Here is a 16223-nt window from a genome sequence, read left to right as displayed (position 1 = left end):
GCGTGGCTGTCCGACCCCGCGGGTCCGCGGGGTGGTGGGGTGGCGGGTGGGGCGCCTGGGTCAGCGCGCCCAGCCCGCGAAGCTGTCGCCGGTGCGCAGGGTGCGCCTCGTCGAGCGTCGCTGCTTGGGTTGCAGGGCCTCCGCGACCGCCCGCACCAGCCAGGCGTTGACGGACACGCCGTCGGCCGAGGCGGCCTCGTCCACCTGCGCCTTGAGGGCGTCGGGCAGCCGGAGCGTGGTGCGGGAGGTGCTGATGTCGTCCAGGTCGACCGGGGCCGCCGGACGCTCGTCCGGGTCGGGCTCGGCGGCCGGTGAGGTGACGACGAACTCGACGTCGCGCCCGCGCAGCCGCAGGTCGACCGAGCCCGGCGCCAGGTCGCGGCTGATCTCACCGGCGGCGGCGGACAGGACGTCCAGCAGCACCACGCGCGTGGCCGCGTCGAGCCCGCCGACCAGCCGCTCGGCCACGGCGCGGGTGCGGGGCTCGCCGTCGTCGGCGGCCAGCGCCAGCTGCCGGTGCAGGTCGTCGACGTACCGCTCGAGCTCCATGACACCATGGTGACACCACAGTGGTGTCATGTCTAGCCCCAGTGGTGTCACGACCGCCGGACCGTTCGACCGAACGGGTGCAACCCGGGTCCTGGGTTGCGGTCGGGGCCTCAAGCGGTGGGCCCCGGGCCCGATCTGTGCCCTACGACCGCACCGGGAGGGACCCGGACAGAGCGGCCCAGAACACGCGCACGGGGGACGGCACATGAACGCAGGGGTGGACCAGAGGCCTGACCTGAGGCCCGTCGGGGCCCGGCACCGGAGCCAGGCTCCCGGCCGCGACCGCACCGGCCCACGACGCGGCTGGGCCCGGGCCCGCGCGCTGCTGGCGGCCGGCGTGGTGGTCGGGGTGGGCGCGGCGGCGACGCTGGCGTCGTGGACCGACACCGAGTGGGTCTGGGCGGGCAACGGCTCCGACGACGGCCCGGGACTGGCCGCCAGCATCTTCGAGGTGCAGCAGAACCTGTGGGACGGCGCCGACGGCGCGGCCAACTTCGTCGACCGCGAGACCGCGCCCGGTGGGCAGCTGGACTTCACGCTGGACGCCGGCCGGCTGACCCCGGGCGACACGGTGTACGCCCCGATGCAGCTGCGCACGATCGCCGACTCCGACGCCGCGGAGCTGACCCTGGACGGGGCTGTGCTCGGCAGCGGCACGACGGCGTTCTTCGAGGCGCTGCGCTACGGCGTGCGGACCGACGTGCCCCGCGCCGCCTGCACCGCGGCCGGCTACGGCTCCGCCGGTGCACAGCTGGTGCCCCCAGGCACCGTCCTGGCCACGGGGTCCGGCTCGGCGACGTTCGCGCTGGACGCGGGCGGCGTCGGCACCCCGGGCGCCGCGGTGGACCTGTGCTTCGCGGTGACGCTGCCCGCGGGCGTGTCGACCACGCTGCAGGGCCAGGGGGCGCCCCCGCAGTGGGCGTTCCAGGGCCTCAGCCGCTGACCCGGGGACGGTGATGGCACCGCCCCGCACCACGCTCACCCGCACCGCCACCTCGACCTCGACCCCGTCCGCTGCGGCCACCGCCGGCGGTCGGCGCGGGGTGGGCCGCCGCCTGCGCGAGGTGGTCCTGGACACCGTCGCGGTGCTGGGAACGCTGTCCCTGCTGGGCACGGTCGCCCTGGTCCTGACCGGGGCGTCCCTGGTGGTGTTCCGGACCGGGTCGATGACGCCGGCCATGCCGGTCGGCGCGCTGGCCCTGGTCGTGCCCACCCCGGCGGACCAGGTCGCCCCGGGCGACGTCGTCACCGTCGCCCGCCCCGGCTCCCCGCTGCCGGTCACCCACCGGGTGGTGGCGGTCGAGGCCGCCGCTGGGCTCGGGCCCGGCGGGGCGGTGCTCGAGCTGCGCGGCGACGCCAACGAGGCCGTCGACCCGCAGCCGTACGAGGTCGCCGAGGTCGGACGCGTGGTGGCCTCCGCCCCGCACCTGGGCCACTGGCTCGAGCGGGCCCGGACGCCCCCGGTGCTGGCCGGTGCCACGCTGGCCGCGGCCGCGCTGGTCGCGTGGACGTTCTGGCCCGCGACGGCTGACCGTCCCCGGCCGACCGGCCGGCGGTGCGCCCGCCGGTCGCGCCGGTGACGGTCCGGCGGCCGCGGTGGGTGGTCCCGGTGCTCGCCGCCGGACTCGTCCTGGGCCCGACCACGGCGGCGGCCGCCCACCCGGTGGCCTCGCCGGCCGGCGCCGTCCTGCCCGTTCCGGTCTCCGCGGGTGAGAACGACCTGCTGTGGGTCGAGGTGGACGAGGTGGGCCTCGGGCGGCTGTCCCGCGCCCGCGTCGTCCGTTGGCAGGTCGTCGCGCACCTGGCCGGAGCCCCGGAGGGCCGGCTCACCGTCCAGCTGGCCGCCCGGGGCGAGCTGGCGCACACCCCGACCGGGGTTCTGGTCCAGGTGGAGAGCTGCACCATCCCGTGGACGGAGCAGCGCGCCCGCTGCGACGGCGAGCAGGCGCTGCTGTTCCCGTGGCACCGGGTCGTGCCGGACACCGACGGCGAACCGGTACCGGTCGGCCGCCTGACCCCGACCGAGAGCCACTGGCTGCTGGTGTCGCTGACCCTGCCCGAGGCGACACCGCAGACCAGCCAGCTGCTGCGCACGCAGGTCGGTCTGGGACTCACCGCGACCGGGGACGAGCGGTTCCCGCCGGACGCGCCGCCCGCGCCCCCGCCGACCACGTCCCCGCCCGCCCCCGACCGACCCATCCTCGACCGACCCACCGACGACGAGCCGAACGACGACGAGCCGAACGATGACCGCCCCACCGACGACCGCCCCACCGACGACGAGCCGCGCCCGGACGCACCGCGCCCCGACCGAGGCGACGGGCCGGCCCCCTCGGCCGGCACCGGTCGCGGCGACGGCGCGGGCGGTGGCTCGCGCCCGCCGTCGGCCGACGGGCTCCCGGGTGGCCGCTCCCCCGCCGGGGAGATCTCCGCCGCGCCGTCGGCCCTGGCCCGCACGGGTACCGGGCTGCTGCCGCCGCTGCTGCTCGGCCTGGGCGCCGTCGGGGCGGGGCTGTCCCTGGCCGGGGTGGCCCGGTGGCGACGGTGACCCGCCGCGCGCGCCGCGACCGCCGACGGGGTGGCCCCCGTGCGGTCCTGCTGGTCCTGCTGGTCTGCCTCGGCCTGCTGGCCCCCGGCACGTCGCTGGCCGCCCGCACGAGCGCCACCCACGCGGCCTGGACCGACACCGAGTGGGTGCACGCGGGCCTGACCGTGCGGATGCCCCGGGACTGCGCCACCCCGGGCCGCTACACCGCAGCGACGGACGCCGCCCTGCTGCGGGGCCAGGTGGGCCCCACGTCCCTGGCCACGGTCGCCGGGCTGTCCGGGCTGCGCGTGACCCGGTCCGGGACCGGCACCACCCCGGCCCCGGCCACGGCGCTGCCCGCCGGTCCGGACGCGTTCCGCGACCCGCTGGGGGCCGAGGCCGTCGCGGGCCTGGTCGCGGCCGAGCTGGGCGGTGTGGTCCAGCTGGCCGCTCCCGCCCAGGCCGCGGGCGTCCTGCATCAGTACGGCCGGGCGACGTCCGCGGGCCAGGCGCACGCCGCGGCCGGCGCCGTCACCGACTCCGGCGCGCTGCTGGTCGGTGCCTCGCAGGCGGGGGCGGCCACGCTGCCCGGTCCGGCGGCGCTCGACCTGGCCGCCCTCGCCCCCGGCACGGCCGCCCTGGCCGGCGTCCGGCTGCGGGTCGGGGCCGTCGCCGCCGGGGCCCGCCTGGACGGCTGCCTGCGCGACGAGGGCGGCGCGTCCGCCGTGCGTGAGTACGGCATCGCCTCGCTGCGCGCCGACGTCGCCAGCCCGCCCGTGGCCGCGCTCACGCAGACCACCACGGCCGCCGTGGCCACCGCGCAGGGCACCGTGACGGCGCTGGAGCAGACCCTGGCCGCGGTCCTGCTGCGCGACCTGAACCTGCTCGGGCTGGGCACGGTCACCACCAGCGCCACCGTCACCGTCGACCTGCAGCAGGCCGTGGCGCCGCTGCTGCAGCAGACCCTGACCGACGGCGTCGTCACCGTCGACCTGGCCGCCGGCCGGGTCCAGGTCGACCTCGCGGCCCTGCCCGCCGGTCCAGGTGGTCTGGACGGCCGGTCCCCGGGCACGGTCCTCGCCCTGGACGCCGCGGCCGCGGCGGCGGTCGGTGCGCGGGTGGACACCCTGCTGCGCACGTGGGTCGGTACGGTCGTGCAGACGGTCGACACCGCCCTGCGCGGTGCCGCGGTGGACATCCGCGCCAGCATCAAGGCGCCGCTGCTGCCCGCCCTCACGGTGCGGGTCTCCGGCACGCTGGCCCAGGTGGTGGCGGGGAACGCGACCGTGAGCGCCGTGGGCCTCAGCCTCCCCCCAGCCGTCCTGGCCACCCTGGGCACCGCGGTCTCCGGCGCCCTGTTCACCCCGCCGGGCGGGGCCGTCCCGGTCCTGCGCAGCACGCTGCTGGCGGCGGTGCCCGCCGTGCTGACCCAGGTGGGCGCCGCCGTGTCGGCGCTCGGCACGGCCGTGCGGCTGACGGTCAACGTCCACACGGACGACCCGGTCGCGGACACCTGGGCGGTCACGGCGCTGCGGGTCCAGGTGCTGACCGGCAGCAACGTCGGCAGCCGCGTGGACCTGGCCACCGCCTCGGTCGGCCCGGTCAGGGAGAGACCCTGAGCCGAACCCGGCGGCCCGGTGGGCTCGCTCAGCCGGCCTCGGGCCGGGCGACGCAGGGCCCGGCGGCCCACCAGTCGCCCAGCGCGGCCAGCGCCTCGTCACCCAGCGGGTTGACGCCGGGCCCGGCGGCCAGGGAGTGCGCGACCAGCACGTGCAGGCACTTGACCCGGTCGGGCATGCCGCCGGCGCTGATGCCGTCGATCTCGGGCACGTCACCCAGCTCGGCCCGCTGCGCCAGGTACGCCTCGTGGGCCCGCCGGTAGGCGGCGGCCAGGTCGGCGTCGGTGCCCAGCCGGTCGGTCATCTCGCGCATCAGCCCGGCGGACTCCAGCGTGCTGACCGCACCCGTGGCCCGCGGGCAGGTCAGGTAGTACGACGTCGGGAACGGCGTGCCCCCGGGCAGCCGCGGCAGGGTCCGCACCACGTCGGGGTTGCCGCACGGGCAGCGGTGCGCGACCTCGACCACGGCCCGCGCCTGGCGACCCAGCTGCTCGGTGACCGTCGCGACGTCCACGGGGTCGACGGGGTCAACCGGGCCCGACGGCTCAGTCATCGACGTCCTCGCCGATCTCGCCGCCACCCACCTCGGGCGCGTCCAGGACCGGGTCGGCCGTGCCCGTGCCGACGGCCTCGACGCTGGACCAGACCCGGTCGTACCAGGTCCCGGCCGGCGGGGCGTCGGGCCGGCGCACGCCCTCGACGTCCAGCGCCCCCGGGTCGGGCTCCGCCGCGGAGGCCTCCGGGTCGGGCACCACGTACCCGGTGTCCCCCGGCATGACGAAGTTCAGCCGCTCCCGCGCCTGGGCGGCGACGTAGGCGTCGTCGTCCCACAGCCCGACCTCGGTCTCCAGCGCGGCCACGTCGCTGCCCCGCTGCTCGATCTCGCCGCGCAGGGCCGCGATGTCGCGCTGCTGCTCCACGTACAACCGCAGCGGCGGGGCAAGCACCAGGGCGCAGACCACGCCGAGCGCGAGCAGGACGACGACGCGACGCGTCCGGGGCCCGGTGTCGTCCCGGTCCCGGTCGCGCCGCGCGTCGCCCACCCGCTGGTCCTGCTCGCTCAGCCGCGACGGAACCGGGGGAACGCCCCGGCCCCGGCGTAGACCGCCGCGTCGTCCAGCAGCTCCTCGATGCGCAGGAGCTGGTTGTACTTGGCCACCCGGTCGGTACGGGCCGGCGCGCCGGTCTTGATCTGACCGCAGTTGGTGGCCACGGCCAGGTCGGCGATGGTGGTGTCCTCGGTCTCGCCCGAACGGTGGCTCATCATGCAGCGGAAGCCGTTGCGGTGGGCCAGGTCGACCGCGTCCAGGGTCTCGGTCAGGGTGCCGATCTGGTTGACCTTGACCAGCAGCGCGTTGGCGTTGCGCTCGTCGATGCCGCGCTGCAGCCGGGTCGGGTTGGTGACGAACAGGTCGTCGCCGACGATCTGGACCTTGTCGCCGACTCGCTCCATCAGGTGCGCCCAGCCGGCCCAGTCCTCCTCGTCCAGCGGGTCCTCGATGGACACCAGCGGGTAGGACGACACCAGGTCGGCGTAGAAGTCGACCATCTGCTCGCTGGTGCGCTGCTCGCCCTCGAAGCGGTAGCTGCCGTCGGAGTGCAGCTCGGTCGCGGCGACGTCGAGCGCCAGCGCGATGTCGTCGCCGAGCCGGAAGCCGGCCTTCTCGACGGCCTCGGCGATCAGGTCGAGCGCCTCGCGGCTGCTGCCGACGCTGGGGGCGAACCCGCCCTCGTCGCCCAGGCCGGTGGACAGGCCGCGGGCCTTGAGGACCGACTTGAGCGAGTGGTAGGTCTCCACGCCCATCCGCAGCGCCTCGGCGAACGAGGGCGCGGAGATCGGGGCGACCATGAACTCCTGGATGTCGACGCCGGAGTCGGCGTGCGCGCCGCCGTTGACGATGTTCATCATCGGCACGGGCAGCACGTGGGCGTTGGGGCCGCCGACGTAGCGGAACAGCGGCAGGCCGGCCGAGGCGGCGGCGGCCTTGGCCACGGCCAGCGAGACGCCGAGGATGGCGTTGGCACCGAGCGTGGCCTTGTTGGGGGTGGCGTCCAGGTCGATCATCGCCTGGTCGACCAGGCGCTGCTCGTCCGCGTCGTAGCCGACCAGCTCGGGACCGATCTCGTCCAGGACGGCGTCGACGGCGTTCTGCACGCCCTTGCCCAGGTAGCGGGCCTTGTCGCCGTCACGGCGCTCCACGGCCTCGAACGCACCGGTGCTGGCGCCGGAGGGGACCGCGGCGCGCTCGAGGGTGCCGTCGTCGAGCTCGACCTCGACCTCGACGGTGGGGTTGCCGCGGGAGTCGAGGATCTCGCGTGCTCCGATGGCTTCGATGGTGGCCACGAGGGGCGCTCCTTCGGTCTGAGGTGTGTGGTTCGGCGGGCACGGTCGACCCGGGCAGCCGACCGGGTCGAGACTACCGAGCCGAGGCTGCTGCTCCGTCCGGGCGCGCCAGCTCGTGGGCAGCGGCTGCGCTCACGGCTGGACGGCGTCGGCCTCCGGGCCGGGCTCGGGCTGGGCCGTCACGGTCGCGGTGCTGGTCACGGTGGCCGTGCTGGTGACGGTGCTGGTGGCCGTCGTGCGCACCGTGGCCGTCGCGGTGGCCGTCGCGGTGGCGGTCGTGGTGGCGCGCTGCGTCGTGGTGGCCGTGGTCGTCGCGCGGGCGGTGGTGGTCGCCCGCGCCGTCGTGGTGGCCACGGCGGTCTGGGTGACCCGCACCGCGGCGGCGTCCACGGACGACGACACGACGATCGTCACGGTGGTGCCGAGCCGCTGCGCCTCCGACGCCTCGGGCTGCACCTCCAGGACCAGGCCGCCCGGCTCGTCGGACTGGCGCTCCTCCACCTCGACGACGAACCCGGCCCCGGTGACCTGGGCCACCGCCTGGCCCTGCTCGAGCCCGACGACGGGCGGCACCAGGTTGGACCCGCTGGCCACGACCAGGTCGACGACCGCCCCCTCGGGCAGCACCTCGGCGAAGCCGGGGGCGGACTCGATGACGGTGCCCTGCGGGGACGTGGACGGCACCTCCAGGACGTCGCCGACCACCAGGCCGGAGTCCTCCAGCGCCCCCCGGGCGTCCGGCACGAGCACGCCGACCAGGTTGGGCACCGCCGTGCTGTCCGGGCCCGAGCTGATGATCAGGTCCACGGTCGAGCCGCCGGGTGCCTGCTCGCCGGAGGCCGGGTCCGTGCCGAGCACGGCACCGCGCGGGACCTCGACGCTGGGCAGGGTCGTGCTGTCGCCGACGACCAGGCCGGAGTCCTCCAGCCGTTCCCCGGCCTGCTCGACGGTCAGCCCGGCCGTGCGCGGCACCGGCACCGGGGCGCCCGTGCCGGCCAGGGTGGGGTCCGCGACCGGGTCGGGCCACAAGGACGTGACGGCGATGACGAGCAGCACGGCCAGCGCCGCGGCCAGGGCCAGCGCCGCGCGGCGGGACGCCACCAGGCGGCCCAGCCCGCGGCGGGCCCGGGTGCGGCGGTGCCCGGGGGCACCGGGCGGCGGCAGAGCGGGGCGCTCCGCCGTGTCGTCGGGGGCCGGGCCGGCGTCGGGACCTGCGGCCCCGCCCGCCGTCGCGGCCGCGGCGGTCGCGCCGGCCACGACACCGGGACGGGGTTCGTCGTCCTCGTCGTCGTCGGGCAGGTAGTCCGGCAGCAGCCCCGAGCCGACGGCCTGGGTGTCGGCGTCGACGACCTCGGCGTTGTGCCGCTGCGGCTCGTGCGGCGCGACGGCGGTGGCCAGCCCGTGGGCGCCGGCGGCCCAGGCGGCGGGCGCGTCGACCTCGCCGAGGACCTGCAGCAGGTCGCGGCGCATCTCGGCGGCGGACTGGGGCCGGGCCCAGGGGTCCTTCTCCAGCGCCCGGACCACGATGTCGTCCAGCGCGGCCGGCAGGCCGGGCCGGCGCGAGGACGGCGCGGGCGGCAGGGTGCGCAGGTGGTGGCGGACCACGTCCTTGGCCCCGCCGCGGAACGGCGGGTAGCCCGTCAGCATCGCCGTCAGCAGGCAGCCGACGCTGTACAGGTCGGAGCGAGCGTCGACGAACCCGCGCCGGGCCTGCTCGGGGCTCAGGTAGGCGATGGACCCGAACCCGGAGCCGGCCTCGGCGAGCTCGTCGGTGAAGTCCTCGTGCTCCAGCAGCTGCGCGCCGGGCATGGCCCGGGCGATGCCGAAGTCGGTGACCTTGACCGACCCGTCCCGCAGCACCATCAGGTTGCCGGGGGTCACGTCGCGGTGGACCAGGCCGCGCTCGTGGGCGTGCGCGAGCGCGCTGGTGACGTCGACCCCGATCTCCAGGGCCCGCTCGACGGTCAGCGGGGTGCCGTCCACCAGCAGGTGGGACAGCGGCTGGCCCTCGATCATCTCCATGACCAGGTACGGCCGGGGCACGCCGTCGACCACGGCCTCACCGACGTCGTGGACCTGGACGATGCCCGGGTGGTTGAGCCGGGCCGAGCTCATCGCCTCGGCCCGGAACGCGGCCATGGCCTCGGGGTCCATGGCGACCTCGGGGTACAGCAGCTTGACGGCGACCTCTCGACCGAGCCGCAGGTCGCGGGCGCGGCGCACCTGCGCCATGCCGCCGCGACCCAGGGTCTCCCCGAGCTCGTACCGGTCGTCCAGGACCGGCCGGGGCCCCATCACGACGGCCTCCCGGCGGGCCCCGCACCACGCGCCGCGGACCGCCCGGGCAGCACGGCCGGACGGCCGTCGGCCGTCGTCAGCGGTGCGTGGGAGGGGTCCACCGCTCGACCGTACTCAGTGCACCGCACCGCTGCCGCCTGCCGGGGGCGTCGGTGCGTCGGCCGTGTCGTGACCGGCCGGGTGGGCGCCGCGTCCGCCGGTCTCGTGGATGACCCCGTCGACGTGCGCGCGCAGCGCGGCCTCCGGGTCGACACCGCCGGCCCGGGCCCGCCGGACGAGCTCGAACAGGGCGGCACCGACCGAGTCCTGGGTCGTCGGGGGTGCGTCCACCGTCAAGTCATCGGCACCGACCGCGCGGTCTGTAAGCCCCGCCCGCTCCAGGCGCGCGAGCAGCTTGTCGGCCCGTGCGAGCGCGGGCAGGTGGCGGGGGATGCCGTCGACCGGACCGCGGGAGGGCTTCTCGGCCGCCTTGAGCTCGTCCCAGCGGGCCTGCACCCCCGCACCGGTGCGCACCTGCTCGTCGGCGAAGACGTGCGGATGGCGCCGGCGGAGCTTGTCGACCAGGCCGGTGGCCACGTCGTCGACGTCGAACGCGCCGCGCTCGGCCGCGACCCGGGCGTGGAACACGACCTGCAGCAGCACGTCGCCGAGCTCCTCGGCCAGGTCCGCCTCGGCCCCGGGGGCCCCGGCGTCCAGACCGGCCACGGCGTCGATGACCTCGTAGGTCTCCTCGACCAGGTACCGGGTCAGGCTGTCGTGGGTCTGCTCGGCGTCCCAGGGGCAGCCGCCGGGGCCGCGCAGGCGGTCCATGACCGCCACCACGTCCAGCAGCGCGGAGCCGGGCCTCGTCGCCCGGTCCTGGTCCCCGTCCACGTCAGCCCTGCGGCGTCGCCTGGGCGTCGGTGGCGGTCTCGGGCAGCCAGTCGCGGCGGAAGTCGCCGAACTGCAGCTCTCCCTGCTCACCGACGGTGCCGTACCGGGGGTTGATGCTGACGTCGGCGTCCTGCAGGCCGGTGATGGCCTCCTGCAGGGCGGGGGCGGCAACGTCGGTCTGCTGCAGGTTGGACAGCATCAGGTTGGTGGCGATGACCTGCAGCGTGGCCTCGGAGTACTCCTGCGGTCCCCGCCCGGCCTCGACGTCGACGGCGTCCAGGAACTCCTGCGCGTCCTCGTCGGTGGCGAACAGGTCGGCCGGCGACTGCTCGGTGAACTCGCGGGCGACGGCCTCGACGGCGTCGGCGGCGACCAGCAGGCTGACGATCTGGACCGGGTCGACCCGGGTGCCCTGGGTGATCTCCAGGGGCAGCTCGCTCACCGCGGCCTGCACGTCGGCCTCGGCCACGACCCGGCCGTCGACGACGGCGGCGGCGCCGGGCCTGCCCGCCGCGGAGCACGCGCTCAGGCCGAGCGACAGCACGACCGCGCCCACGACGGCGCCGGTCCTGGCCCCGGAGGCCCTGGTGGAGGTGCGGGGCGTCATCGTCTGCTCATCCCTTCGACGGTGCTCTGCTGGTGCTCGGTACGGAACCCTACGGCCGCGACCGGGGCCGCCGCGCCCCCGGCGGCGGTGCCGGTTCGCACCCGGCCGGTGCCGGCGGGTCCGGCGACGGCCTCCGGGCGGGGTCCGGTCGCGGCCGGCACACCGGTCGCCGGGGCGGGCAGGACCGTGGTGACCAGGTCGCGCACCCAGGCGATCAGGTCGGTGTCGGCCACCGGCCCGCCGCTGAGCCGGCCCGCCTGCGGGGCGGTGGGCAGCGGCACCAGGACGGTGGACAGCGACGGCTTGACGACCGAGCGCGGGTGCAGCCGTTCCAGGCGCAGCTGGCTGGACTCCGGCAGCACCACGGGCGCCAGGCGCAGGAACTTGCCCTGCACGCTGACGTCGGCCAGCGCGTAGCCGCGCAGCAGCACGCGCAGCCGGGCGACGGCGAACAGCGCCTGCACCGGGCCGGGCAGGGCCCCGTCGGCCGCCGTGCCGAACCGGTCGCGCAGGTCCTCGGCGACGGCGTCGAGCTCCGCGTCGTCGGTGGCCGAGGCCAGGCGCCGGTACACGTCCAGGCGCAGCCGCTCGGCCGGGACGTAGTCGTGCGGCAGGAACGCGTCGACCGGCAGGTCGAGGGTGGTGTCCACGGGCGGCGGCTCGGTGTCGCCGTCCAGGTCGCGCCGGTAGTCGGTGACGGCCTCGGCCACCATCCGCAGGTACAGGTCGAACCCGACGCCCTCGATGTGCCCGGACTGCTCCCCGCCCAGCAGGTTGCCGGCGCCGCGGATCTCGAGGTCCTTCATCGCGACCTGCATGCCCGCACCCAGCTCGGTGTTGGCGGCGATGGTGGACAGCCGGTCGTGGGCGGTGTCGGTGAGCGTCGCGCCGGGGCTCCACATGAAGTAGGCGTAGGCGCGCTCGCGGCCGCGCCCGACCCGGCCGCGCAGCTGGTGCAGCTGCGACAGCCCGAACGTGTCGGCCCGGTCGAGGATCAGGGTGTTGGCGTTGGCGATGTCCAGGCCGGTCTCGACGATGGTCGTGCAGACCAGCACGTCGAAGCGCCGCTCCCAGAAGTCGACGACGGTCTGCTCGAGGTCGGCCTCCCCCATCTGGCCGTGGGCCACCCGGATCCGGGCCTCGGGCACCAGCGAGCCCAGGTGGGCCGCGACGCGCTCGATGTCGCTGACCCGGTTGTGCACGAAGAACACCTGGCCCTCGCGCAGCAGCTCGCGCCGGATGGCCGCGCCGACCTGGCGCTCGTCGTAGGGCCCGACGTAGGTGAGGATCGGGTGGCGCTCCTCCGGCGGGGTCGCCAGCGTCGACATCTCGCGGATGCCGGTGACGGCCATCTCCAGGGTGCGCGGGATGGGCGTGGCGGACATGGCCAGCACGTCGACGTTGGTGCGCAGCTTCTTCAGCTGCTCCTTGTGCTCGACGCCGAAGCGCTGCTCCTCGTCGATGACGACCAGGCCCAGGTCCTTGAACCGCATGTCCTTGCTCAGCAGCCGGTGGGTGCCGATGACGACGTCGACGCTGCCGTCGGCCACGCCCTCGCGCGCGGCCCGGGCGTCGGCGTCGGTGGAGAAGCGCGACAGGGCGCGGACCACGACGGGGTAGCCGGCGAAGCGCTCGGAGAACGTCGACAGGTGCTGCTGGACCAGCAGGGTGGTGGGGACCAGGACGGCGACCTGCTTGCCGTCCATCACGGCCTTGAACGCGGCCCGCAGGGCGATCTCGGTCTTGCCGTAGCCGACGTCGCCGCAGATCAGGCGGTCCATCGGCACGGCCCGCTCCATGTCGGCCTTGACCTCGTCGATGCTGGCCAGCTGGTCGGGGGTCTCGGCGTAGGGGAACGCGTCCTCCAGCTCGCGCTGCCAGACGGTGTCCTTGCCGAACGCGTGACCGATGCTGGCCATCCGGGCGCTGTACAGCTGGATCAGCTCGCCGGCGATCTGCTTGACGGCCTTGCGGGCGCGGCCCTTGGCCTTGGCCCAGTCCGAGCCGCCCATCTTGGACAGCGCCGGGGCCTCGCCGCCGACGTAGCGGCTGACCAGGTCCAACGCGTCGGTGGGCACGTAGACCCGGTCGCCGGGCTGGTTGCGCTTGCTGGGCGCGTACTCCAGGACCAGGTACTCGCGGGTGGCGCCCTGCACGACGCGCTGGGTCATCTCGACGAAGCGGCCGATGCCGTGGGTCTCGTGCACCACGTGGTCGCCGGGCTTGAGGGTCAGCGGGTCGACCATCTGCCGCCGCTTGGACGGCATCTTGCGCATGTCCTTGGTGGACGTGCGCTGCCCGGCCAGGTCGGTCTCGGTGAGCAGGGCCAGGCGCAGGTCCTCGCTGACGAAGCCGTGCAGCACCCCGGCGGTGGTGACGTGGACGACGCCCGCCTCGGGCGCGGCGTCGAGGCTGTCGACGTAGCGGGCGGGGACGTCGTTGGACCCGAGCACCTTGACCAGGTGCTGGGCGGGTCCGTGGCCCTCGGTGACCGCGACCAGCCGCCAGCCGTCACGCACGTGCGCGCCCAGGTCGGTGGCGGCCTCGGACAGGTCGCCGCGGTAGCCCTGCACCTCGCGCCCGGCCACGGTGACCAGCCGGGCGTCGCTCGCGTCGCGCAGCTCGGCGTCCGCGGCCAGTGCGCCCGCGGTCCACCAGTCCAGGTCGAGGTCGCGGGCGTGCTCGTGCAGGTCACCCAAGGTGCGGAACATCCCGGCGGACAGGCCGTCGGACGTCAGGTCGACCGGGATGACGTTGCCGGCGGCCGCGTTGGACCAGGCCGCCTCGAGGAACTCCGCGCCGGTGTCGATCAGGTCCTGGGCGCGGCTGTCGACCCGGGCCGGGTCGACGGAGACGACCAGGGTGTCGGTGGGCACGACGTCCAGCAAGGTGGTCATGGCCTCGACCAGGACGGGGATGAACGCCTCCATGCCCTCGACGGCCTGACCGTCGGCGACCTTGGTCAGCAGCTCGGCCGCACCGGGGTAGGCCTCGAGCAGGTCCGCGGCCCGGGCCCGGACGGCGTCGGTCAGCAGCAGCTCGCGGCACGGCGGGGCGAGCAGGTCCTCGACCGGGCCGAGGCTGCGCTGGTCGGCCACGGCGAACTCGCGCAGCTCGTCGACGGTGTCGCCGAAGAACTCCACGCGCACGGGGTGGGCGGCCGTGGGCGGGAACACGTCGACGATGCCGCCGCGCACGGCGAACTCTCCGCGCCGCTCCACCATGTCCACCCGGTGGTAGGCGGCGTCGGCCAGGTCGCGGACCACGTCGTCGAGGTCGACCTCGTCACCGGCCCGCAGCCGGGTCTCGCGCAGGTCGCCCAGCCCGACGGCGAACGGCTGCATGACGCTGCGGACCGGGGCGACGACGACGCGGACGGGGCCGCCGGGGTGCTCGTCGGGGTGGGCGAGGCGGCGCAGCACCTGCAGCCGCTCCGCGACGGTGTCGCTGCGGGGGCTGAGCCGCTCGTGGGGCAGCGTCTCCCAGGCCGGGAAGCCGACCACGTCGGCCTCGGGCAGGAAGCTGCGCAGCCCGGCGACGGTGTCGTCGGCCTCACGCGCGGTGGCCGTGACCACCAGCAGCGGCCGGCGGGCGGCGAGCGCGGCCAGCAGCGGGGCGCGGACGCCCTCGGCGCAGACGACGTCGACCGCCCCCGTGTCGGAGGCGGTGGGGTCGGCGAGGTCGACGAGGGTGCTGACGGCCGGGTCCTCGACGAGGACGGGCAGCAGGCCGGTGAGGGTCATGGCTCCTGGCACGGGGTGGGGGCGGTGGCGCGGTCAGGCGTGGGGCACGGCCGACCGGGCCCCAGGATAGGCCCCGCCGAGGCGGCCGCCCTCAGGCGTCGGGGGTCGGGGTGGGCTCGCCCCCGGCCGTGCTGTGCCGACCCGTGCCGCCGGCCTTGGCCACGGCGACACCGCCCGCCACGAGCCCGGCCCCGGCCGCGACGAACGCCGCCGCCTCGATGCCGGTGCGGGCCAGCCGCCGGTCGGCGGCCCCGCCCTGGACCTGGCCCCCGCCCACGCCGCCGGCAGCGGTCATGGTGGAGCCGCCCGGGGTGCCACCGCCCGGGGTGGTCGCCGTGCCGGACGGGCTGGTGCTGCCCGGCGGGGTGGTCGGCGGGGTGGTCTCCGACCCGGGTGCCGTGGGCGTGGTCGCGGTGGGCTCAGGTGTGGTCGGCGGCGGCGTGGTGGGCGGCGGCGGGGGCGTCTCGGTCTGGCCCGGGCTCGGGCTGGTGGACTGGGCGCTGGCGGCGGTCATGCCGAGCACCTGCACGGCCGGCACCGCCCACAGGGCGGCACCGCCGGCCGCAGCCGCCGACCGCAGCACGCTGCGCCGGGCCACCCCGCGGTCCTGCTCCCCCGCCGCGCCGGTCTCGTTCGCCCCGGCCATGTCCGCACCAGTCATGTCGCACCTCGTCCCAGACGGTCCGCAGTGGCCCGTCACCCAACGATAAGGACCCGGGGGCCACCGCGGGGATACATCTGGGGACACGGATCGGCCACGGTTGCTCCGCGTAGGGGGTCGGATCCCGCCTGCGCGACCGGTCGGTGACGCCGGGTCACCGTTGTCCCGGTCACCACGCCTTGACGGGGCCCGAGGACGACGGAGGGCCGGGACCACCGTGGTGGTCCCGGCCCTCGTCACGGCCGCCGGCGTGCCGGCGCCGGCGCCGGGTCAGTCGTCGTCGGACCGTCAGTCGTCGTCGGACTGGCGGAAGAACACGCTGTTGCCGACCACCGTGGCCGGCGCGAACTTGCCGCCGCCGTTCGCCGCGAACGAGCCGTCGTAGCTGGTCGCGCTGCCGGCGACGATCGTGCAGGTGCTGGGCACGACCAGCTTGAGCGCGATCTCACCCTGGTAGGTGGTCTTGGCCCCGACGAACCCGGGCGGGCAGCCCCGTTCGACGTAGTGGGTCTTGAAGCCGAGGCTGGCCAGGTAGTCCCGGTCCTGGTTGCCGGCGCCGCCGACGCGGCCGTCGGACTCGACCTTGGCGACGTAGTACTTCTTGCCGCACTTGACCAGCACGAAGCCGTGCGAGATGCACTTGCCGGTCGGCTTCGGCGGCGGCGGCGGCGGGGGCGGCGGCGGCGGCGGGGCGGACGTGCCCTGGGCCGACGCGGCCGTGACGGACAGGGCCTGGACCGCCGGGACGGCCCACAGGGCGGCGCCACCGACGGCGAGGCCCTTCTTGAGCGTGGTGCGGCGCGTGGGGCCGACCGGCGGCTCGCCGGGCGGGGTGGGGGGTTCAGCAGACATGGCGTCTCCGCTTGCAACAGGGGTCCAGCCCTGGTGGCTGGCGTGGTCGACGGTACTCCCGGAATCCGCTCACTGTCTGTTATATCGCCTGGTCAGAGCAGTGTTTCCGAAATGTCGTCCGATGTGTCCTGCGTGTCGTCGCGGGCGGTG

At 76.1% G+C, this 16223-nt stretch carries 14 protein-coding genes; 4 read left to right on the top strand and 10 right to left on the bottom strand.

Annotated elements, in window-relative coordinates:
• Positions 1 to 60: 60 nt before the first annotated feature.
• Positions 61 to 549 carry a YlcI/YnfO family protein gene (locus SJY06_RS06610; protein WP_380165854.1) on the bottom strand — a complete coding sequence of 163 codons (489 nt, stop codon included), beginning with the start codon at positions 547 to 549 and terminating at the stop codon, positions 61 to 63.
• Positions 550 to 766: 217 nt separating this feature from the next.
• Here SJY06_RS06610 and SJY06_RS06605 point away from each other — a divergent pair, with 217 nt between their 5' ends.
• Genes SJY06_RS06605 through SJY06_RS06590 form a run of 4 tightly spaced genes read left to right on the top strand, consistent with a single transcriptional unit; the run spans position 767 to position 4695 of the window.
• Positions 767 to 1492, top strand: coding sequence for a SipW-dependent-type signal peptide-containing protein (locus tag SJY06_RS06605; protein WP_380165852.1), 726 nt, complete (start codon positions 767 to 769; stop codon positions 1490 to 1492).
• A 10-nt stretch (positions 1493 to 1502) separates the two neighbouring features.
• Positions 1503 to 2129: a hypothetical protein gene (locus SJY06_RS06600; RefSeq protein WP_380165850.1), complete on the top strand. Its 627-nt coding sequence runs from the start codon at positions 1503 to 1505 to the stop codon at positions 2127 to 2129.
• 29 nt (positions 2130 to 2158) lie between these two features.
• Positions 2159 to 3097 (top strand): hypothetical protein, encoded by a 939-nt coding sequence (locus tag SJY06_RS06595; protein WP_380165848.1) that lies wholly within the window; start codon positions 2159 to 2161, stop codon positions 3095 to 3097.
• Positions 3085 to 4695, top strand: coding sequence for a choice-of-anchor G family protein (locus SJY06_RS06590; protein WP_380165846.1), 1611 nt, complete (start codon positions 3085 to 3087; stop codon positions 4693 to 4695). Before SJY06_RS06595 ends, SJY06_RS06590 begins: the two co-directional genes overlap by 13 nt.
• Positions 4696 to 4723: 28 nt before the next feature.
• Here SJY06_RS06590 and SJY06_RS06585 read toward each other — a convergent pair whose 3' ends face one another.
• The 9 genes from SJY06_RS06585 to SJY06_RS06545 form a co-directional block, all read right to left on the bottom strand.
• Entirely contained in the window at positions 4724 to 5248 is a 525-nt protein-coding gene (locus SJY06_RS06585) for a DUF501 domain-containing protein (RefSeq protein ID WP_380165844.1), read from the bottom strand.
• The gene (locus tag SJY06_RS06580; protein WP_380165842.1) at positions 5241 to 5738 is read right to left on the bottom strand and encodes a septum formation initiator family protein; all 498 of its coding nucleotides are present in this window, start codon (positions 5736 to 5738) and stop codon (positions 5241 to 5243) included. Before SJY06_RS06580 ends, SJY06_RS06585 begins: the two co-directional genes overlap by 8 nt.
• Before the next feature lie 17 nt (positions 5739 to 5755).
• The gene (gene eno, locus SJY06_RS06575; RefSeq protein ID WP_380165840.1) at positions 5756 to 7039 is read right to left on the bottom strand and encodes a phosphopyruvate hydratase; all 1284 of its coding nucleotides are present in this window, start codon (positions 7037 to 7039) and stop codon (positions 5756 to 5758) included.
• Between the two features lie 132 nt (positions 7040 to 7171).
• Positions 7172 to 9334 (bottom strand): Stk1 family PASTA domain-containing Ser/Thr kinase, encoded by a 2163-nt coding sequence (pknB, locus tag SJY06_RS06570; protein WP_380169681.1) that lies wholly within the window; start codon positions 9332 to 9334, stop codon positions 7172 to 7174.
• Positions 9335 to 9451: 117 nt separating this feature from the next.
• Entirely contained in the window at positions 9452 to 10210 is a 759-nt protein-coding gene (locus SJY06_RS06565; protein ID WP_380165838.1) for a MazG family protein, read from the bottom strand.
• A gap of 1 nt (position 10211) precedes the next feature.
• Positions 10212 to 10817, bottom strand: a complete 606-nt coding sequence (locus tag SJY06_RS06560) for a hypothetical protein (RefSeq protein ID WP_380165836.1) — start codon at positions 10815 to 10817, stop codon at positions 10212 to 10214.
• Positions 10814 to 14560: a transcription-repair coupling factor gene (gene mfd / locus SJY06_RS06555; RefSeq protein ID WP_380165834.1), complete on the bottom strand. Its 3747-nt coding sequence runs from the start codon at positions 14558 to 14560 to the stop codon at positions 10814 to 10816. The genes SJY06_RS06560 and mfd overlap by 4 nt, the downstream gene beginning before the upstream one ends.
• Positions 14561 to 14651: 91 nt before the next feature.
• The gene (locus SJY06_RS06550; RefSeq protein ID WP_380165832.1) at positions 14652 to 15221 is read right to left on the bottom strand and encodes a hypothetical protein; all 570 of its coding nucleotides are present in this window, start codon (positions 15219 to 15221) and stop codon (positions 14652 to 14654) included.
• 288 nt (positions 15222 to 15509) lie between these two features.
• Positions 15510 to 16073, bottom strand: coding sequence for a hypothetical protein (locus SJY06_RS06545; protein ID WP_380165830.1), 564 nt, complete (start codon positions 16071 to 16073; stop codon positions 15510 to 15512).
• Positions 16074 to 16223 lie beyond the last annotated feature (150 nt).

Origin of the sequence: Jannaschia sp. R86511 (assembly GCF_042466345.1) — a bacterium.
Taxonomy (GTDB): domain Bacteria; phylum Actinomycetota; class Actinomycetes; order Actinomycetales; family JBBAYJ01; genus Aquipuribacter.
The sequence above is the reverse complement of the archived record's forward strand: the minus strand, read 5'-3'. Positions and strand labels throughout refer to the sequence as shown.